Source organism: Halomonas sp. IOP_31, assembly GCF_021151495.1.
GTDB lineage: Bacteria > Pseudomonadota > Gammaproteobacteria > Pseudomonadales > Halomonadaceae > Modicisalibacter > Modicisalibacter zincidurans.
In genome coordinates, this window is the sequence record NZ_JAIRBP010000022.1 from 24,689 (window position 1) to 43,705 (window position 19,017).

At 64.4% G+C, this 19,017-nt stretch carries 15 protein-coding genes; 12 read left to right on the forward strand and 3 right to left on the reverse strand.

From position 1 onward, the window contains the following. The first annotated feature begins 340 nt into the window (after window positions 1-340). The 5 genes from K7I12_RS11880 (at window position 341) to K7I12_RS11900 (ending at window position 6,840) form a co-directional block, all read left to right on the forward strand. Window positions 341-1,336 (forward strand): arabinose ABC transporter substrate-binding protein, encoded by a 996-nt coding sequence (locus K7I12_RS11880; RefSeq protein ID WP_031384317.1) that lies wholly within the window; start codon window positions 341-343, stop codon window positions 1,334-1,336. A gap of 61 nt (window positions 1,337-1,397) precedes the next feature. Further along, on the forward strand, window positions 1,398-2,891 hold the full coding sequence (gene araG, locus K7I12_RS11885; protein ID WP_031384316.1) for an L-arabinose ABC transporter ATP-binding protein AraG: 1,494 nt from the start codon (window positions 1,398-1,400) through the stop codon (window positions 2,889-2,891). A gap of 32 nt (window positions 2,892-2,923) precedes the next feature. Then, window positions 2,924-3,928 carry an L-arabinose ABC transporter permease AraH gene (gene araH / locus K7I12_RS11890; protein WP_231664230.1) on the forward strand — a complete coding sequence of 335 codons (1,005 nt, stop codon included), beginning with the start codon at window positions 2,924-2,926 and terminating at the stop codon, window positions 3,926-3,928. 11 nt (window positions 3,929-3,939) lie between these two features. After that, window positions 3,940-5,706 carry an IlvD/Edd family dehydratase gene (locus K7I12_RS11895; RefSeq protein ID WP_031384314.1) on the forward strand — a complete coding sequence of 589 codons (1,767 nt, stop codon included), beginning with the start codon at window positions 3,940-3,942 and terminating at the stop codon, window positions 5,704-5,706. Window positions 5,707-5,961: 255 nt separating this feature from the next. After that, window positions 5,962-6,840: an aldose 1-epimerase gene (locus tag K7I12_RS11900; RefSeq protein ID WP_231664231.1), complete on the forward strand. Its 879-nt coding sequence runs from the start codon at window positions 5,962-5,964 to the stop codon at window positions 6,838-6,840. A gap of 148 nt (window positions 6,841-6,988) precedes the next feature. On the opposite strand, the gene K7I12_RS11905 is transcribed toward K7I12_RS11900, so the two are convergent. Both K7I12_RS11905 and K7I12_RS11910 read right to left on the reverse strand, forming a co-directional pair. Beyond that, window positions 6,989-7,759, reverse strand: a complete 771-nt coding sequence (locus K7I12_RS11905; RefSeq protein WP_231664233.1) for an EAL domain-containing protein — start codon at window positions 7,757-7,759, stop codon at window positions 6,989-6,991. Between the two features lie 125 nt (window positions 7,760-7,884). Beyond that, window positions 7,885-8,820 carry a DMT family transporter gene (locus tag K7I12_RS11910; RefSeq protein WP_231664234.1) on the reverse strand — a complete coding sequence of 312 codons (936 nt, stop codon included), beginning with the start codon at window positions 8,818-8,820 and terminating at the stop codon, window positions 7,885-7,887. A 413-nt stretch (window positions 8,821-9,233) separates the two neighbouring features. Here K7I12_RS11910 and dctP point away from each other — a divergent pair, with 413 nt between their 5' ends. The 6 genes from dctP (at window position 9,234) to K7I12_RS11940 (ending at window position 16,348) form a co-directional block, all read left to right on the forward strand. Further along, on the forward strand, window positions 9,234-10,406 hold the full coding sequence (gene dctP / locus K7I12_RS11915) for a TRAP transporter substrate-binding protein DctP (protein ID WP_231664235.1): 1,173 nt from the start codon (window positions 9,234-9,236) through the stop codon (window positions 10,404-10,406). A gap of 135 nt (window positions 10,407-10,541) precedes the next feature. Next, window positions 10,542-12,737 (forward strand): TRAP transporter large permease subunit, encoded by a 2,196-nt coding sequence (locus tag K7I12_RS11920; protein WP_031384309.1) that lies wholly within the window; start codon window positions 10,542-10,544, stop codon window positions 12,735-12,737. A 287-nt stretch (window positions 12,738-13,024) separates the two neighbouring features. Next, window positions 13,025-13,933 carry a MurR/RpiR family transcriptional regulator gene (locus K7I12_RS11925; RefSeq protein WP_031384308.1) on the forward strand — a complete coding sequence of 303 codons (909 nt, stop codon included), beginning with the start codon at window positions 13,025-13,027 and terminating at the stop codon, window positions 13,931-13,933. Window positions 13,934-13,988: 55 nt separating this feature from the next. Further along, window positions 13,989-15,299, forward strand: a complete 1,311-nt coding sequence (locus tag K7I12_RS11930) for a pyridoxal phosphate-dependent aminotransferase (protein WP_035575625.1) — start codon at window positions 13,989-13,991, stop codon at window positions 15,297-15,299. A 106-nt stretch (window positions 15,300-15,405) separates the two neighbouring features. Beyond that, window positions 15,406-15,798 (forward strand): DUF4168 domain-containing protein, encoded by a 393-nt coding sequence (locus K7I12_RS11935; protein WP_031384306.1) that lies wholly within the window; start codon window positions 15,406-15,408, stop codon window positions 15,796-15,798. 304 nt (window positions 15,799-16,102) lie between these two features. Continuing rightward, window positions 16,103-16,348: a hypothetical protein gene (locus K7I12_RS11940; RefSeq protein WP_031384305.1), complete on the forward strand. Its 246-nt coding sequence runs from the start codon at window positions 16,103-16,105 to the stop codon at window positions 16,346-16,348. A 133-nt stretch (window positions 16,349-16,481) separates the two neighbouring features. Here the strand turns inward: K7I12_RS11940 and K7I12_RS11945 are convergent, their stop codons facing one another. Then, window positions 16,482-16,781 (reverse strand): hypothetical protein, encoded by a 300-nt coding sequence (locus K7I12_RS11945; RefSeq protein ID WP_031384304.1) that lies wholly within the window; start codon window positions 16,779-16,781, stop codon window positions 16,482-16,484. Window positions 16,782-17,317: 536 nt separating this feature from the next. Between K7I12_RS11945 and K7I12_RS11950 the strand changes: the two genes are divergently transcribed. Continuing rightward, a complete protein-coding gene (locus K7I12_RS11950; RefSeq protein WP_231664236.1) occupies window positions 17,318-19,006 on the forward strand; it encodes a glucan biosynthesis protein in 1,689 nt (562 codons plus the stop codon). Window positions 19,007-19,017: the final 11 nt, after the last annotated feature.

Below are 19,017 nucleotides of genomic sequence, written 5' to 3' on the forward strand. Positions count from 1 at the left end.
TCGCAGAGCGTCTGCCGCCTTGTGACCGCCGAGTCGCCCGAGCAGGTAAAGGGCATCCGCTTCTGCGTTCTACGGAAAAGAGATGGCGCCAGCCGCGAACGACTTTAGTCGTAACGAACCTGACATTAGTCGTAGCCATCGAGGCCATTCGGTGGGTATGGGGCGCAACCGACCAAGCCTGCTTGCTTATTGATAAACAAAACGATATCCCCCTGTCTGGCAATGCGTATTAGTCGCTTACCCATAGACTGACTAACGTCACAGCGTGCTCATAGGGTCGGTCGCTGCGTCGTCCGATCACAACAACAACATCTGTGCCCTCGGGGCAGGAGAATGCCGAATGTCATTTACACATACGCTATCACGCCTTGCGCTGGGCGCCGGTCTTGCACTGAGCGCGTTCAGCCTGGCGCAGGCCGCCGACGACGAGGTCAAGATCGGCTTCATCGTCAAGAAGCCGGAACAGGCCTGGTTCATCAACGAACAGCAGGCCGCCACCAATCTCGGCGAGGAAAAGGGCTTCGAAGTGGTGAGTCTGGCCGGCGAGGATGGCCAGCAAGTGCTCAGCGCTATCGACAACTTGAACTCCCAGGGCGCTCAGGGCTTCGTCATCTGCCCGCCCGACGTGCGCCTGGGGCCGGCGATCATGAACCGTGCCAAGCAGTACGGCATGAAAGTGGTCACCGTCGACGACCGTTTCGTGGGCGCCGACGGCGAGCCGATGGAGGGTGTGCCGCACCTGGGCATGTCGGGTTACAAGATCGGTCAGCAGGTGGGCGATGCCATCGCCGCAGAAATGGAACGTCGCGGCTGGGATCCCGAGAACGTGGCCGCACTGCGCATCACCAATTATGAGCTGCCCACCGCCAAGGCGCGCACCGATGGTGCCACCGACGCGCTGTTGGAGTCCGGCTTCAAGAAAGCCAACATTTTCGATGCACCGCAACAGAACACCGACACCAGCAGTGCCTTTGCAGCTGCTTCGCCGGTGTTTGCCAAACGAGGCGATTTCGAGCGTTGGGTGATCTATGCCCTCAACGAAGAAAGCGTGCTGGGCGGCGTGCGCGCCAGCGAACAGTATGGGCTGAGTCCCGACCAGGTGATCGGGGTCGGCATCAACGGCTCGGGGGCGGCCTTCGCCGAGTTCTCTCGCGAGAAGCCCACCGGTTTCTATGGCACCGTGGCGGTGAGTTCGACCATGCACGGCCGCCAGAGCGCCGACAATCTCTACACTTGGATCACCGAAGGTGAGAAGCCGCCGGCCAATACCGAGACCACCGGTACGCTGATGACTCGCGACAACTGGGAGCAGGTCCGCAAGGACTTGAATCTCTGAGTCGTCCGGCCCATGGCGAGGCGTGTCGTGGGCCCTGTCCATCCCTGCGGAGTCTAGATCCATGTCCGAACCCTATCTTCGCGTCGACGGCATTACCGTCGAGTTTCCCGGCGTGCGCGCGCTCGATGACGTCAGCTTCAACGTTCGCGCTGGCGAAGTGCATGCCCTGATGGGCGAGAACGGCGCTGGCAAGTCGACCCTGCTCAAGGTGCTCAGCGGGGTCAACAAGGTCACCGCCGGGGCGTTGTGGATCAACGGCGAGCGCCACGTCTTCAGCAATGCCCGCGAGGCGCTCAATCAGGGCATCGCGATCATCTATCAGGAATTGACGCTGTCGCCGAACCTGTCGGTGGCCGAGAACCTGCTGCTCGGTCAGTTACCCGAGCGCCACGGCTTCATCGACCGCCGCCGACTGCGCGAGCGTGCGCTCAAGGTGCTCGAGGATCTCGGCGAGGCGAACATTCACCCCGCCACCAAAGTTCGCGATCTGTCGATTGGCCAGCAGCAGATGATCGAGATCGGCAGGGCGTTGCTGCGCGACACCCGGATCATCGCCTTCGACGAGCCCACCAGCAGCCTGTCCGTGCAGGAGATCCGCCACTTGAAGCGCATCGTTGCGCGGCTGCGTGACGAAGGCCGGGTGGTGCTCTACGTCACCCATCGCATGGAGGAAGTCTTCGAGATGTGCGATGCGCTGACGGTGTTCCGCGACGGCCGGCACATCGCCACCCACGACTCGCTCGCCGGGCTCGACCACGACACCCTGGTCAGCGAGATGGTCGGGCGCGAGATCGCCGACGTGTACGGCTACCGTCCACGCCAGCACGGCGAGACGCTGATGCGCCTCGAGGGTCTCAAGGGCCACGGCGTGCGCGAGCCGGTCAGCTTCGAGGTCAAGCGTGGCGAAGTGCTGGGACTGTTCGGGCTGGTCGGCGCCGGGCGCAGCGAGCTGATGCGGCTGGTCTGCGGCGTCGAGAAGGCCAGCGAGGGCGCGGTGCGCTTCGCCGGCGACACGCGCCGCTTCGCCAGCCCCCGCGAGGCGATCCGCGCCGGCATCGCCATGTGTCCCGAGGATCGCAAGTCGCAGGGCATCTTTCCGGTGGCGAGTGTCGCCGACAACCTCAACATCAGTTGCCGGCGCTTCTTCAAGCGCTGGGGGGTGTTCCGCCATGCCCGCCGCGAGACCGACAACGCCAACGATTATATCCGCCAGTTGAGCATCAAGACCCCGGGGCCCAGGACCCCGATCAACAACCTGTCGGGGGGCAACCAGCAGAAGGTGATCGTGGCCCGCTGGCTGGCCGAGGAGATCGAGCTGTTCGTGATGGACGAGCCGACCCGCGGCATCGACGTCGGCGCGCGCCGCGACATCTATTCGCTGCTCTACGACCTCGCCGAGCAGGGCAAGAGCGTGGTGGTGATCTCCAGCGACCTGGCCGAGGTCAGCTCGATCTGCGACCGCATCGGCGTGATGCGCGACGGTGCGCTGATCGACATCGTCGACCGCGACGAGGCCACCCCCGAACGCCTGCTGGGCCTGGCGCTGCCGGCCTGACGAGCGTCGAAGCTTTCAGAGAGGAATGACCCATGTCCAGTGAAAAGACCGTCTCCTCCACGACGGTGCAGCCCGAAGGACGGCGCGGCCTGCCCAAGCCGCTGCGCACGCTGCTCGATACCTCCGGGCTGATCGCCATCTTCATCCTGCTGTTCATCGGCCTGTCGGTGCTGGTGCCGGACTTTCTGACCGGACGCAACATCGTCGGCCTGCTGCTCTCGGTGACGCTGATCGGCACCATCGCCACGACCATGATGATGGTGCTGGCGCTGGGCGAGGTCGATCTGTCGGTGGCCTCGATCGTTGCCTTCGCCGGGGTCGTCGCCGCGGTGATCACCTCGACCTCGGGCAGCGTGGTCATCGGCGTGCTCGGCGGGGTGGCCGCCGGCGGCGCGGTGGGCGCCTTCAACGGCTTCGTGGTGGCGCGCTTCGGCATCAACTCGCTGATCGCCACCCTGGCGGCGATGGAGTTCGTGCGCGGGCTGGCCTACATCACCTCCGGCGGCGACGCGGTGATGATCAGCGTGCCGGGGTTCTTCGACCTGGGCAGCGCCTCGTTCCTGGGCCTGACCCTGCCGGTATGGACGATGATCGTGTGCTTCGTGATCTTCGGCGTGCTGCTCAACCTGACCGCCTTCGGCCGCAACGTGCTGGCCACTGGCGGCAACGCCGAGGCGGCGAGCCTGGCCGGCGTCAACGTGCGCCGGCTCAAGATCACCGTGTTCGCGCTGCAGGGCGTGGTCGCCGGCATCGCCGGGGTGCTGCTCACCTCGCGCATGGGCCTGGGCGATCCCAATACCTCGCTGGGTCTGGAGCTCGCGGTGATCTCGGCCTGCGTGCTGGGCGGCGTGTCGCTGTCCGGTGGGGTGGCGTCGATCACCGGCGTGCTGGTCGGCGTGCTGATCATGGGCAGCGTGCAGAATGCCATGGGCCTGCTCAACGTACCGACCTTCTACCAGTACCTGGTGCGCGGGGCGATCCTGCTGTTGGCGGTACTCTTCGACCGCTGGAAGCAGACCCGCCGAGCTAAGACGTAAGGAACTGATTCATGACCAATGTGAAACGCCCGCTACGCACTCAAGAGAAACCGCTACGCTCGGCCGCCTGGTTCGGCAGCGCCGACAAGAACGGCTTCATGTACCGCAGCTGGATGAAGAACCAGGGCATCCCCGATCATGAGTTTCAGGGCAAGCCGATCATCGGCATCTGCAACACCTGGTCGGAACTGACCCCCTGCAACGCGCATTTCCGCAAGCTTGCCGAACACGTCAAGCAGGGCGTGCTGGAAGCCGGCGGCTACCCGCTGGAGTTCCCGGTGTTCTCCAACGGCGAGTCCAACCTGCGACCCACCGCGATGTTCACCCGCAACCTGGCGAGCATGGACGTCGAGGAGGCGATTCGCGGCAACCCCATGGACGCCGTGGTGCTGCTGGTCGGCTGCGACAAGACCACCCCGGCGCTGCTGATGGGCGCGGCGAGCTGCGACATCCCCACCCTCGTGGTCACCGGCGGGCCGATGCTCAACGGCAAGCACGAGGGCAAGGACATCGGCTCCGGTACCGTGGTCTGGCGGCTCTCGGAAGAGGTGAAGGCGGGCAAGCTCTCGCTCCACGACTTCATGGCCGCCGAGGCCGGCATGTCGCGCTCCGCCGGCACCTGCAACACCATGGGCACCGCCTCGACCATGGCCTGCATGGCCGAGTCGCTGGGCGTTTCATTGCCGCATAATGCCGCGATCCCGGCGGTGGACTCGCGGCGCTACGTGCTAGCGCATCTCTCCGGCAACCGCATCGTCGAGATGGTCGACGAGGACCTCAAGCTGTCCAAGGTGCTGACCAAGCAGGCGTTCGACAACGCCATCCGCACCAATGCCGCGATCGGCGGCTCGACCAACGCGGTGATTCATCTCAAGGCCATCGCCGGGCGCATCGGCGTGGACCTGACGCTGGATGACTGGACGCGCATCGGTCGCGGCACGCCGACCATCGTCGACCTGCAGCCCTCCGGGCGCTTTCTGATGGAAGAGTTCTACTACGCCGGCGGCCTGCCCGCGGTGCTGCGGCGGCTCGGCGAGGCCGACCGCCTGCCCCACAAGGATGCCCTGACCGTCAACGGCCGCACCCTGTGGGACAACGTCAAGGACGCCCCGCTGTACAACGACGCAGTGATCCGCCCGCTCGACAACCCGTTGCGCGAGGACGGCGGCATGTGCGTGCTGCGCGGCAACCTCGCCCCCAACGGCGCGGTCTTGAAGCCCTCCGCCGCCACCCCCGAGCTGATGACCCATCGCGGCCAGGCGGTGGTGTTCGAGGATTTCGACGACTACAAGGCGCGCATCAACGATCCCGATCTCGAGGTCAGCGCCGACAGCGTACTGGTGATGAAGCACTGCGGGCCGCGCGGCTATCACGGCATGGCCGAGGTCGGCAACATGGGCCTGCCGGCCAAGCTGCTCGAACGGGGCGTCACCGACATGGTGCGCATCTCGGACGCGCGGATGAGCGGCACCGCCTACGGCACCGTGGTGCTGCACGTCGCCCCCGAGGCCGCCGCCGGCGGGCCGCTGGCGGCGGTACGCAACGGCGACTGGATCGAACTCGACGCCTACGCCGGCATGTTGCACCTGGAACTTGACGACACGGCGCTCGCGGCACGGCTGGCCGAGACGGATCCTACCGCAGCGTCGCGGACCATCGCCGCTAGCGGCGGGTATCGTCAGCTCTACATCGAGCGGGTGCTGCAGGCCGACGAGGGCTGCGACTTCGACTTCCTGGTCGGCTGCCGCGGCGCCGAGGTGCCCCGGCACTCGCATTGAATTCATCCACGTTCGGTATCGATAGGGACGCGCAATGATCGCCATCAATACCCTCGAGTGCGTCTGGGCGGGCCGCGCGTCATCGCTTCATGGCCGACGCTCGAGGAGTCGGCTGGCAACCGCTTCAGCGCACCTGTATCACCGTCGACGGCGCACGCAGCGCGGTCTATCACGACTGAGTAGCCATCGGTCGGTCCCCGCCAAGGCCTTGGTGCGGTATGCTGTGGCGATCGATTTCAGCGGAGTAGCCAGGCAATGACGATTACGCTCGAGAACACCTTGCTGCGACTCGAGGTGGCGCCGGCCGTGGGCGGTTCGGTGGTGCGCTTCGAGGCGCTGCGCAAGGATGGCGACATCGCGCTGTTCCGCCCCGGCGACAGTGCGACCGACGATCCCAACGAGATGGGGCTGTATCCGCTGGTGCCGTGGTCCAACCGCATCAGCGGCGGCGGCTTCGAATGGCAGGGCGAGCGTTATCTGCTGCAACCCAATCGCCAGGGCGAGCGATTTCCGATCCACGGCGATGGCTGGCAGGCGGCGTGGCGCGTCGCCCACCGTACCGCCACCCAACTGACCCTCGAACGCGAATCCAGCCACCAGCCGCCGTTCGACTACCGCTCGCGGCTGATCTATCGGCTCGACGGCGCGGCGCTGACCGTGGAACTGGTGATCACCCATCGGGGCGAGGCGCCCGCACCCTACGGCATGGGCGTGCATCCCTGGTTCCCGCGCAGCGCCGGGGTGACTATCGAGGCCCCGGCGGATGGCGTGTGGGACGTCGACGCCGCGCAACTGCCCACCGGCTGGCGGGCCATCGACGCGGCGAGCGAATGGGATTTCCGTCACGGCGGCAAGTTGCCGGCCGGGCCGATCGACAATCTGTTTACCGGCTGGAATGGCCACGCACGGCTGGTCTGGCCCGAGCGCGACCTGACGTTGTATATCGACAGCGACCCGCCGTGCCCGCGCTATCTGGTCTATTCACCGGGTAGTCAGGCCGACTTCTTCTGCTTCGAGCCGGTCAACCACGACGTGGACGCCCATCACGGCGCCGCGCCGCTCGACCAGGGGCTGGTCGAGCTGACCAAGGGCCAGACCCTGCGGACCCGCTATCGCTTCCAGATCATGGCTTAGGCGTTGCCCGAAAACTGCCCGCGCTCGCCAACGTTCAGACAAAATCTAGCAGACCGAGAAGCCAGCCAGGCCGGCGGTGTATGGTGGATCGATTCGGCGCTCATACGCGTTGCCCCCATACGGACAAGGCTCATGAGCATTGTCTAGCTCATGCTTGGGTATCGACGAAACGCGCTGCCGGCACCACGGGCAGCGCCTCGAGTTCCGGGCGGGCGAAGAAGTAGCCCTGCTGGCGGACGACCCCGGCGCGCTTGAGCCAACGTGCCTCGGCGAGCGTCTCGATGCCTTCGGCGATCAACTGACAATCCAGTTCGGCGGCCATGGCGACCACTGCACGGACCATCGCCTGGCGGCGCGGGTCGCGATCGATCTGCATGATCAGCTGACGATCGAGCTTCAGCGTGTCCAGGCGCATCTCGGTCAGCAGGTCGAGATTCGAATGACCGGCGCCGAAGTCGTCGAGCGCGGTGGAAAAGCCCATCTCGCGATAGCTGTCGACGATGCGCTTGAGATGAGCGCGGTCACTGACGGCTTCGCTCTCGACGATCTCGAAATTGATGCGCTCGATGGGCCAGTCGACACGCCGCGCGGCATCCAGCGTGGCCTGGATGCAGGCGGCGGGTTCGTAGACGGCGTTGGGCAGGAAGTTGATCGACAGCTTCTCCCGCATGCCCAGCCGGCTGGCGAGCTCGATGGCCTTGACTCGGCAGGCCTGATCGAAGCGATAGAGCAGCTTCTCGTCGACCTGGCCGAGGATCTGACCGGCCGATTCGCCCCGGGTGCCGCGTACCAGCGCCTCGAAGGCGACCACTTGACCTCGTTCGACATCGACGATCGGCTGGAAAGCCATGGTGAAATCGAACGGCAGCGGCGTATCGCAACGTCCGCAGTGGCCCTCGACTCTTGCGCAATGATTCATGGTGTTCTCGCTCCCCGGTTATTATCTAGCGCATGGGCGCGCAGCCCGCCTCACGGGTATACCGTAAACGTCGCACTGGATGACATAACCTGGGTCGCTGCGGCCCTCCATCGTTTTATCGGCAGCTAGCGGCGAGTCTTGGGGGTGGCCTGGCCACGCGATACCAGTACCACCCCGAACAGGCTGATCGCCATGCCGGCCAGCGCCACCGGCCCCAGCGTCTCGTCGAACAACCACCAGGCTTCCAGGGCGGTGAGCGGCGGCACCAGGTAGAACAGGCTGGCGACCTTCGAGGCCGCGCCGCGTCGGATCAGCGCCATCAGCAGCAGGATCGCCGCCACCGACAGGCCCAGCACCAGCCAGGCGAGCGTCGCGACGAAGGTCATCGTCCAGGTCACCTCACGGCTTTCCAGCAACAGCGCGCCGGCACCCAGCGCGACGCCCGCGGCCAGGTACTGGATCACGCTGCCGGTAAGCAGCGGCATGCCGGTGCAGAAGCGTTTCTGATACAGGGTACCGGCGGAAATCGCCATCAGCGAGGCGAGTACGCTGACCAGCGCGCCCACGCCGAAGCCGTCGAACAGGCGGCCGGCGGCGGGGGCGAGCTTGCCGCCGAGCACCAGGGTGATGCCTACCAGGCCCAGCAGCAAGCCGAGCCACTGACCGGCCGTCAGGCGCTCGCCGAGCAGCGGCAAGGCCAGCGCAGCGGTGAGCAGGGGCTGCAGCCCGACCAGCAGCGACGCCAGCCCGGCGGGCAGCCCCAGCTCGATGGCGTAGAACACCCCGCCCAGATACACGGCATGCACCAGCAGTCCGGTCACCGCGACATGCGCGCAGAGCACCCGGGAGTGTGGCCAAGACGCCTTGAGCAACCCCACCAGCGGCAGCAGCACCGCGAGCGTCAGCATGAAGCGAATGAACAGGAAGGTGAACGGCTCGGCATAGGGCAGCCCGAACTTGGCGCCGATGAAACCGGTGCTCCACAACAAGACGAACAGCCCCGGCATGGTCTTCAGCCAGGGCGATTCCGCGCGGGCGGCGGGTGACGGGGAGGCGCTCATTGGTGCTGTCCTGATTCGCGCTGGCGCATGGGCATCAGCAGGGGGCGCAGGTGGCGGGACATCGTCGGCTCCTCGGCGTAAGGGATCGGACAAGCACACCAGATCGCTGCCCGGCATGCCAGCGCGGCGTCAAAATAGCCTCGCAGGGTCGTGCTTTGGTCTAAAACGTGATTTTCGATGGTCAATTGGTCGGACCAGAGCGGCCCGCCAGTGGCGCGGCTGGAGACCATTTTGGCCGTGTTTTCAGACGGCTGGGGCGCTTTTAGCGTTGAGGGAAACGATGGCGAGCCAACGCAACTCGGCTACTGTGATTCTCGGGACACACCGCCGCCCACGGCGGCAAGCGCATGATAATCGCACAACAACAAGGCTCGCTCGCTTCGGGTGGGCTGGACTCCCCAGGAGATATCGCCATGCACGACAAGACACGCCAGCCGGCGACCAGCGCCGATCAGGATAGCGCCTCTCAGCCCACCAGCGCAGCCACCAAGCCCGCCAGCCGGCGCACCTTCCTCAAGGGGGCGGCGCTGGGTTCGGCGGCGGCGGTCGCCGCGCCGTGGGTCGGCAGCGTCCAGGCGCAGCAGGGTATTCGCATCCGCATGCAGTCCTCGTGGCAGCCGGGCACTACCGGTTACAAGACCTTCGAGGCGTGGGCCAAGGGGGTGTCCGAGGCGACCAGCGGTGAGGTCAGCATCGAGCCGTTTCCAGCCGGTGCCGTGGCCGGCGCCTTCGAGGTGGCCGATGCGGTACGCAACGGGGTGCTCGACGGCCAGAACTGGTTCACCGTCTACTGGCCCGGCAAGATGCCCGCGGGCGTATTCCTGACGGCTTATCCCATGGGCCTCTCCGCGCCGCACCAGTGGGACATGATGTTCGGCGCCTACGGGGGCTTCGGGATCGCCAAGGATCTGTACCGCAAGCAGGGCCAGGAGCTGCTGGGCTACGTCCAGCACGACCTCAACCTGATCCACTCCAAGATTCCCCTGCGCAGCTTCGACGACTTCAAGGGGATCAAGCTCCGCATGCCCGGCGGCATCGTGGCCGAGACTTTCGCCTCGATCGGCGCGCGAACCACGCTGCTGCCGGGCTCGGAGGTCTACCCGGCACTCGAGAAGGGAACCATCGACGCCGCCGACTACACTGGCGCGGCGGTCAACTATGAGCTTGGCTTCTGGCAAGTCGCGGACTACATCATCATGGGGCCGCCCTCCACACCCTGTCTTCATCAGGCCGTCGATCTGATGGACATCGCCGTCAATCGTCGCGTCTTCGAGCGCATGTCGCCGCAGACCCAGGACCTGATGCATGATCTGGTGTCGGCCTACTCCCGTGAGCATTACGCCGCGATCCAGAAGGCCAATGCCGAGGCCTGGCCCAAATACCGAGAGAAGGGTGTGGAAATCATCCACCTTTCCGAGGCGGATGCCAGCCGCTTCCGCGAAGCCGCCATTCCGCTGTGGTTCAAGTGGGCCAACAAGGATCCGGACGCCGCGCGCCTGTTCAAGGCACACCTCGACACCATGATGGACCCGGCGGTGGCGCTGGTCACCGGCGAGGACATCAAGGACTACCAGCTTAACCTGTAAATCCCCAAGGTGCCCGCCGGTGGCCGTCTAAGGACGGCATCGGCCGGGCCGATGACAACCCATGCACCCCGCCATTCTCTGACTCATTGATCCGTTGCCATCGCCGGAACGAGATGGCGCAGCGGAGGAGTGTTCATGAATCTCGACATTGATTTTGTCCTGCCCCACTGGCTCTACTGGGCCGTGCTGGCCCTGTTGCCGCTGGTGGTGATGTTCTGCGTCGATCGCAGCTTTCGCCGCGGCGCCGTGGTCAGCGGCGGCGATACCGCCGAGATCCCTGCTGAGGCCCCGGTAGAGCGCTACCATCCGCCAGGCAATGTCTTTACCGCCGTCTCCGACAGTATCTCGGGCTTCTTCGGCCGCTATGTCGCCTACTGGTCCATGATCGCGCCCTTCGCCTACACCTATGAGGTGCTGGTGCGTTATGCCTTCAACTCGCCGACCAACTGGGTTCACGAGTCGATGACTCTGATGTTCGGCATGCAGTACCTGATCGCCGGCGCCTTCGCCCTGCGCGAGGGTGGCCACGTGCGGGTGGACATCCTCTACCAGCGCGCCCGGCCGCTGACCAAGGCAGCCCTCGACCTGCTGACATCGGTGTTTTTCTTCATCTTCACCCTCGGCCTGGTGGCGACCGGGTGGAAGTTCTTCTCGCAGTCGGTGAGCGACACGTTCTTCTTCGGCTCCAGCTATGCCAACGAAACTTCCTTCACCGAATGGGCCATCGAGTTCTATCCGGTGAAGTTCATGCTCTTCTTCGGCGCTCTGCTGCTGCTGATGCAGGGGATCGCCCAACTGATCCGGGACTTGCAGACTTTCCGCCACTATCGTGCCTGCGAACGCCAGGGACGCGGCTTTGCTCACCTGCTGGTGGCGTTGGGCGCTGTGCTGGCTGCCTGGATGGTGTTCGAGATAGTCAACATCAGCGTCACCGACTACCAGAGCCTGGCCGGAAGCCTCGAGAACAGCCTGAGCAGCGTGGGAATCGGCGGTCTGACCTTGGTGATGTTCAGTAGCCTGATGGTGGTGCTGGTGGCCGGTCTGCCGCTGGCCTTCGTCACCGGCGGCCTGGGTGTGGCCTTTCTCTATCTGGTGGGCGACCAGGCCATGCTCAACCTGATGCCCTCGCGCATCTTCCCGATGATGACCAACTATCAGCTTTCGGCGATCCCGTTGTTCATCTTCATGGCGGCCGTGCTGGAGAAGGCTGGCATCATCGAGGAGCTGTTCGATACCGTCTACAAATGGATGGGCGGGCTCAAGGCCGGGCTGGCGATCGCCACCATAATCGCCTCGACGCTGCTCGCCGCCATGGTCGGCGTGATCGGTGCCGCGGTGGTGACCATGGGCCTGATTGCCCTGCCGGCGATGCTCAAGCGCAACTACGATCCCGAGATCGCGATCGGCTCGATCATGGCCGGCGGTACGCTGGGGATCCTGATTCCGCCGTCGATCCTGGCGATCATCTACGGCGTGATTGCCCAGCAGTCGGTGGGCGAGCTGTATCTCGGCTCGCTGATTCCCGGCCTGCTGCTGGCGGGCATGTACGCCCTCTACTGCTGGCTGCGTGGCACAATCAACCCCAAGATGGCGCCACCCATGCCGGTGGAGGATCGCGTCGACACGGGCGAGAAGCTGCGCCTGCTGCGCAACATGCTGGCACCCATCGTGCTGGTGATTCTGGTGCTCGGTATCATCTTCACCGGCATCGCCACGCCGGTGGAGGCCGCCGGCATCGGCACCTTCGGTGCCCTGGTGGTTGCGGCAATGCACCGGCGCCTGACTTGGGCCAACTTGCATGCCGCCTGCATGACCACGCTGGTCGCCTCGGCGATGGTGATGTGGATCATCTTCGGCGCCAGCATCTTCGTCGGTTTCTATATTCTTCAGGGCGGTCAGGATTTCGTCCAGGCGTTGATCTCCGGTGCCGGGCTCGGACCCTACGGTGTGCTGGCGGTCATGATGATCCTGCTGATAGCGCTGGGCATGTTCCTCGACTGGGTGGGTATCCTGCTGCTGGCGGTGCCGATCTTCGTGCCGCTTATCCAGCCGCTCTCCTTCGATGGCCTGCTGGGGCTGCCGGGGGTCGGTGCAGGAGACGTCTCGCTGTGGTTCGGGGTGATCTACCTGGTCAACATGCAGATGTCGTTCTTGAGTCCGCCGTTCGGCTATGCGCTGTTCTACATCAAGGGGGTCTGCCCGCCGCACATCACCATGGCGCAGATCTTCCGCTCGTCGCTGCCGTTTTTGGGCATCCAGGGGGTCGGTCTGCTGCTGGTGATTCTGTTCCCGGCCCTGATCACTTACCTGCCCAATCTGGTCTACGGCTAGCCGGGCGGCAAGACCCGCAACGGGCGCCTTATGACGCCCGTTGCAGTCTGTGGCGGCGATCAGAGCCAGGTCGAGAGGGTGATCGAACCAAAAGCGATCGGCTTCGTCCCGGGCCTCGAACCCATGGCTGCGCCAGGCGTTGGTGAAGGCCAACTGCCAGGCACTCATCGGAAGAAAATTTAATTCCAATAATGCAAATTTATTTGCAATAACGTCGCCTTCAACCTACTCTCCAGTCAGTACTCTGGCCAGTCAGTACTCTGGCCAGTCAGTACTCTGGAGAACCCATGGACACCAAAGCGCTTGAACCGCCCGTCAGCCTCGCCGAATTGCAGGCGTTGGCTGCGCGTATTGCCCGCCAGGATCAGGGCGCGCCGAGACTCTCGGCCAGGGCACAGACGGTGTTGAAGGCGTTGCTTGCCAGCCCCGAACGCGTCGGGCTATCGACCATTTCGCAACTCGCCGAGCAGCACGCCGTCAATCCCTCGAGCCTCACGCGATTGTCGCGGGCGCTGGGTTTTTCCGGCTTCAAGACCTTCCAGGCACTGTTCCGCGAAGATCTCTCCGGCGCCACTTACTATTCCACGCGCGCCGAGCGGCTGCTGGATTTCGGCGAAACGCCGACGTTGCGTCCCGGCGGCGCGCAGCGGGCGCTCTGGGAACAGGAAATGGCCAATCTATCGGCCGCGGTCGAGGGACTCGATGACGCCATGCTCGAGCGTGCCGCCGCGGGGCTTGCGACCGCGCGCCGGGTTCAGGTGATCGGCCTGCGTGCCAGCTTCGGCGCGGCGCATTATCTGGCTTACTACCTCGATTACCTGCGTGACGACGTGCATTTGATCGCTGGCGAGGCCGGCGTCGGCGTCGAGCGGGCCCTCACGCTCGATTCCGACGATCTGGTGGTGGGCATCGCCTTTCGCCCCGAGACGCGGACCAGCGTCGACTATTGTCGGCTGGCCGTGGAGCAGGGCGCGCGATTGGTGGCGCTGACCAATCACCCGCGTTCGCAGTTGGCGGGCCTTACCGACTGCCGGCTGGTGGCGCCGGCCGAGGGGCCGTTCTTCTTCAACCCGATGAGCAGCCTGTTCCTGTTGGTGGAGCTGTTGCTGTCGCGCGTCGCCGTGCGGCTCGGCGAACACGCCGTGGCGTCGATCCGGCGGCGCGAGGCATTGATCGCCCGGCTGGGCGTCGAGTGAGCCGATGTCCGTATTTTCCGATTATTTACCGTTCCGTGCCTTCGAGGAGGCCCGCATGACCCGCGCAACCGATGTTCCCGTTGAATCCGGCAATCCCGTCGCCGCTCGCTTGCTCGCAAGCTATGCCGATGGCGATGAGGCCACGCCATCATCCGATACGCTACTGATCAACGAGCAGTCGCGGTTGCTCGAGGCGAGTGGCCAGCGTATCTACAAGTTCGGCTTCGGTCAGTCGCCATTTCCGGTGTTCGCCCCCGCGGTGTCGGCGCTCGCCGCGCACGCCGCGCACAAGGCCTACCTGCCGGTGCAGGGGCTGCCGGCGCTGCGCGAACGGGTCGCGGCGTTCCAGAGTCGCGTCGATGAAACCTACTGGGACGCCCAGCGCGTGCTGATCGGTCCGGGCAGCAAACTGCTGTTGTTTGCGTTGATCAAGGCGCTGCCGACGGCGGATATCCTGATACCCGCGCCGGCCTGGGTGTCCTACGCACCGCAGGCGCGCATGGCCGGGCAGCGCGCCGTGCGTCTCGAGGCCAGTTACGACCATCGCTGGCAAGTCACTGCCGAGACGCTCGAACGGCATTGCCGCGAGCGGCCCGAGCGGCTCAAGGTGCTGATCCACAACGCACCGGGCAATCCCACCGGGCTGGCACCCGATGCCGAGACTCAGCAGCGCCTGGCCGCGGTGGCGCGCCGCTATGGCGTGGTGGTGCTGGCCGATGAGATCTACGGCTTGCTCCATCATCGCGGCGCGTATCGCGCCTTCGCCCGCGACTATCCGGAAGGCACGGTGACCACCGGCGGGCTGTCCAAGTGGTGCGGAGCCGGTGGCTGGCGGCTGGGTGTGGCGCACCTGCCCGCGGCGCTGGGCGGCGAGTTGTTCCAGCGCCTGCTCGGTGTCGCCTCTGAGACCTGGTCGAGCGTCGCCAGCCCCATCCAGCAGGCCGCGATCACCGCCTATACCGCGAGCCCCGCGCTCGACGCCTACCTGCAACGTCAGCGCACGGTACTCGCTGAAGTCGGTGGCTGGTGCGCAGCGCGGCTCAACGCCGCCGGGGTGCGCACACACGCCCCGGATGGCGGCTTCTATGTGTTTCCGGATTTCGCCGCCCACCGCCAGCGCCTGGCGGCGCGAGGTATCACCAGCAGCGGCGAGCTGACCCGGCGGTTGCTCGCCGAGGCGGGCGTTGCGTTGCTGCCGGGCAGTGCCTTCGGCTGCCCGCCGGAGCAACTGACGGTGCGGCTCGCCTACGTGGACTTCGACGGCGGCGAATTGCTCGCCAGCTCCGGCGAGGTTCTGGGAACCCCAGCGCTGCGCCAGACTCGAGCGGGGATCGAAGCGATCGTCGCCTGGCTCGAAGATCAGTGAGTCGGCCGGCAGGATATTTACATTTAGTAACAAAAAGATTGGAACCTTCCCTCCACTAAGGTCGTCCCAGTTCAGCACACGTTCGAAAAAGTATTTGGAGATTTACATGCGCAAGATCACCGCACTGTTCGCTGCCTCGCTACTGAGCGCCGGCATGGTTTCCGCGCCGGCCATGGCTCAGCAAAGCGGCGATAATGCCGCCCAGCAGCAGACCCAGCAGGCCGCGCCGAGCGCTGAAGACTTCACGGACGAACAGCTCCAGCAATTCGCTGATGCCTCGCAGGAGATCGCCGCGATCTCGCAGGATTACACCCAGCGTCTGCAGCAGGCTGAAGACCAGTCCAAGCAACAAGAGATCCGTAAGGAAGCCAACGACAAGATGGTTGCGGTCGTCGAAGACAGCGGTCTGACCGTCGAGACCTTCAATGCCATCGGTCAGACGGTTCAGCAGGATCCCGAGCTGATGAAGAAGGTTCAGGGCATGGCCGGTCAGTCGTAATGTGACCGCGTCGTAGCCGTAGCCGATGTGCCGAGACCGACGCTGAATCGGTGGCATGCCGGCATGAATAAAGAAGGGCCGCCCCAGGTTAGACCGGGGCGGCCCTTCTTTGGTTATGCTTCGTGTTTCTAGACATGACCTGTCGCGACCTCGGCCTGACGATGAACGTCATCAAGAGGCCTGGAAACGGCGAGGGATTGTCGTCGACCTCGTGGAGAGCGAATATCGCTGCATGCTGCGTGGCGCTCGCTCGAGTGGTCGCGGACCGGGTGATCCACGCGCAGGACAATAACGGAGGCCGATTATGATGATCGTCGACTTGATCGATGGCGATGACTTTCGCGCGCGCATCCAGGCGCTCGGCGTGCGAGTGGGCGACGATGCCTGCCCGCGAACCTGCGCGCGCATGGCGCTGTGCAAGCATCGCGAGGTCGGAGTGCCGGGACTCGAGGATACGGTGCGCGAATTGATGCGGCAGCGCGATGTGATGTTGCCCTCGGTGCGTCAGGCGATCGAGGCGTTTCTGCTCACGGAATTTTCTCGCACCTGACGCTCTGCTCTTTGATCGCATAAGCGCCAGCGAGCGGGCCGTTCAGGTTGGTCGTTCAAGCGAAAAATGTCGGAGTGTCGTACGATACAGCGGCTTGGCGATGTCCCTATCGCTCGGTTACATAGCGCGAGAGTTACGAGCGATTGTGGGTGGGCGCCGCGGCGGACGGTTGTCTGCGCGCGGCATCCACCGATGCCAGAGCGACACGATCGCTCGATTCGGCCACGCAAACTGCATGCACGAGGATGTGCTGATAACTCAGACGCCGACCGGCCGGCCAGGGAGCCGTGATCACCGGCAAGATCGCCAACATGCCATGGCCGGTAGCGGGGAAATTGTCGATCAACGTAGAATAGCCGGCGCTCAGCAATAGGTTGTAATGCAATTGACTGGTCAGCCACAGTCCACTGGTGTACGCGAGCGCGCCAGCCATGACTGGCCGTCCTGGACAGGGGCGGTAGCAATCGCGCTGACGACATGCAGGCCGATCGCCGCGAAACGCGTCGGCAGGTGGGGCCAGCCACGCCAGGCACAGCTCGCCGAGCCCGGAAGGGAAGCTTCAGCGGGCGGATGCGGGCGAGCTCCTGGTCGACCCGCCACAGGCAGGCGATGATAGCCGCTGAATCAGCCGCGAGGTCAGCCAGGTAACGTCCCGGCCGACGTTATCGACTAACAAATGATAGGCTGAGTGGAATGGCCGAGTAGCCACGGGGCGAGTAGCACGAAATTGATGGCGAGCAAAGCCAACAGATCATGATACAAAAACTTACGCCACGCTTGGCAGACTGCTGACCATCGAAGCGTGGCGGGTTTCATGCTATGGCATCGACGCACCGATAAAAATCAATCGGCATAGTTTGCAAGGACTGAGTTTGCAAGGACTGAGTTTGCAAGGACTGAGTTTGCAAGGACTGAGTTTGCAAGGACTGAGGGGTCGCATTGGTCCATTGAGGGAATGAGGAATTACACATGAAGGTGTGGCAATGCCTGGTGCTGGTCGGCCTCTCGTTGGGGGTGACCGTCGCCGAGGCCCAGGAGCAGCAACCCGCTGATCAGAATCAGCAGGAACGGGGGAGCGACGCGTCGCCGCAGGATAACGGCTCGTCCGAGGCTTCGGCTGCGAACGGGCAGGCCGATGCTTCGGCTCAGCAACCCCAGCCCGAGCCGGAAATGACCCCCGAGAAACTCTTCGAGCGTGTCATCGAGCGTGCCAAGGCCTTGGCGGGCAGCGCCTACAGCGCTCCGCAGTCGCCGTTGCCGGACAAGCTCAAGAATCTCAGCTACAGCGACTATCGCGATATTCGTTATCGCAACGAGTATGCGCTATGGCGCGACGATCGCTTGTTCGAGGTGCAGTTCTTCCATCCCGGCTTCCTCTACGACCAGCCGGTCGAGATGTATGTGCTCAAGGGGGGGCGCATCGACGAAATCGGCTTCGACCCGGCGATGTTCAACTACGAGAATGGCGCTGCACCGCTCAAGGAGCTGGTTGCCGGGATCGATCCCGAAAAGATGGGCTTCGCCGGGTTTAGCCTGCATTACCCGATCAATACCCCTGACGTTAAGGACGAGATCGTGGCGTTCCTCGGCGCGTCCTACTTCCGGCTGGTCGGTCGGGGGCAGGAGTACGGCGTCTCGGCGCGCGGGCTGGCGGTCAATACGGCAACGCAGGGGGGCGAGGAATTTCCGGCCTTCCGTGCCTTCTGGCTGGTGCGCCCCGAGCCCAACGATGCCGAAATGACGCTGTTCGCGCTGCTCGACAGCCCCTCCGTGACGGGGGCCTATCGCTTCGACGTGCATGCCGGCAACAATACCGTCATCGATGTCGATGCTCGGCTATTCGCCCGTGAGAACGTCGGCAAGCTGGGCATCGCGCCGTTGACCAGCATGTTTCTTTACGGCGAGAACAGCCAGCAGTATTACGACGATTTCCGTCCCGAGGTGCATAGCTCCGACGGCGTGCAGATGTACACGTCCAGCAACCAGTGGCTGTGGCGGCCGTTGTCGAATCCGCCGACACTCAACGTCACCCAGTTACGGGACAATTCGCCGCGTGGTTTCGGCCTGATGCAGCGTGACCGGAATTTCGAGCACTACCTGGACCTGGAGGCCGATTACCAGAACCGTCCCAGTCTGTGGGTTCGTCCGTCCGAGGGCGATTGGGGCGAGGGCGGCGTAGAGCTGGTCGAGATTCCCACCGAGAAGGAAATTAACGACAACATCGTCGTCTACTGGGTACCCGACGCCGAGTTCCGTGCCGGCGATCAGCGTCGTTACCAGTACCAGATTTCCACCTACGGCAAGGCGCTACCCGAGAATACCTTGGGTCGGGTCGTCAGGGTCCGCAATGGCTGGGGGGCCAATCCCGACCAGCCGGATCCGCCATCGCGCGACTTGCGCCGCTTCATCGTCGACTTTCGCGGTGGCGACGAGCTCTCGAGCCTGGCTGCCTCGCAGCCGGTCGAGGCCAATCTCAACGTTTCGCAGGGCAAGATCAGCGAGCTCAAGGTTCGCCAGCTGCCCGACGGCAAGACGTGGCGTGCGTCCTTCAAGCTGGCCACCCAGGGCAAGAACGCGGATATGCAGCTCGAACTGCAGTTGCGTGGTCGGCGACTGACCGAAACCTGGAGCTACCTGTGGAATCCCGATGTGTTGTGAAAACGATTCCC

Bases quoted from the DNA above. Each gene is read 5' to 3' on its own strand.
- K7I12_RS11935 (WP_031384306.1), top strand. From the start codon at position 15,406: ATGCGCAAGATCACCGCACTGTTCGCTGCCTCGCTACTGAGCGCCGGC.
- K7I12_RS11910 (WP_231664234.1), bottom strand. From the start codon at position 8,820: ATGAGCGCCTCCCCGTCACCCGCCGCCCGCGCGGAATCGCCCTGGCTG.
- K7I12_RS11920 (WP_031384309.1), top strand. From the start codon at position 10,542: ATGAATCTCGACATTGATTTTGTCCTGCCCCACTGGCTCTACTGGGCC.
- araG (WP_031384316.1), top strand. From the start codon at position 1,398: ATGTCCGAACCCTATCTTCGCGTCGACGGCATTACCGTCGAGTTTCCC.
- K7I12_RS11950 (WP_231664236.1), top strand. From the start codon at position 17,318: ATGAAGGTGTGGCAATGCCTGGTGCTGGTCGGCCTCTCGTTGGGGGTG.
- K7I12_RS11905 (WP_231664233.1), bottom strand. From the start codon at position 7,759: ATGAATCATTGCGCAAGAGTCGAGGGCCACTGCGGACGTTGCGATACG.
- K7I12_RS11895 (WP_031384314.1), top strand. From the start codon at position 3,940: ATGACCAATGTGAAACGCCCGCTACGCACTCAAGAGAAACCGCTACGC.
- K7I12_RS11945 (WP_031384304.1), bottom strand. From the start codon at position 16,781: ATGGCTGGCGCGCTCGCGTACACCAGTGGACTGTGGCTGACCAGTCAA.
- K7I12_RS11900 (WP_231664231.1), top strand. From the start codon at position 5,962: ATGACGATTACGCTCGAGAACACCTTGCTGCGACTCGAGGTGGCGCCG.
- K7I12_RS11925 (WP_031384308.1), top strand. From the start codon at position 13,025: ATGGACACCAAAGCGCTTGAACCGCCCGTCAGCCTCGCCGAATTGCAG.
- K7I12_RS11930 (WP_035575625.1), top strand. From the start codon at position 13,989: ATGACCCGCGCAACCGATGTTCCCGTTGAATCCGGCAATCCCGTCGCC.
- K7I12_RS11880 (WP_031384317.1), top strand. From the start codon at position 341: ATGTCATTTACACATACGCTATCACGCCTTGCGCTGGGCGCCGGTCTT.
- dctP (WP_231664235.1), top strand. From the start codon at position 9,234: ATGCACGACAAGACACGCCAGCCGGCGACCAGCGCCGATCAGGATAGC.
- araH (WP_231664230.1), top strand. From the start codon at position 2,924: ATGTCCAGTGAAAAGACCGTCTCCTCCACGACGGTGCAGCCCGAAGGA.
- K7I12_RS11940 (WP_031384305.1), top strand. From the start codon at position 16,103: ATGATGATCGTCGACTTGATCGATGGCGATGACTTTCGCGCGCGCATC.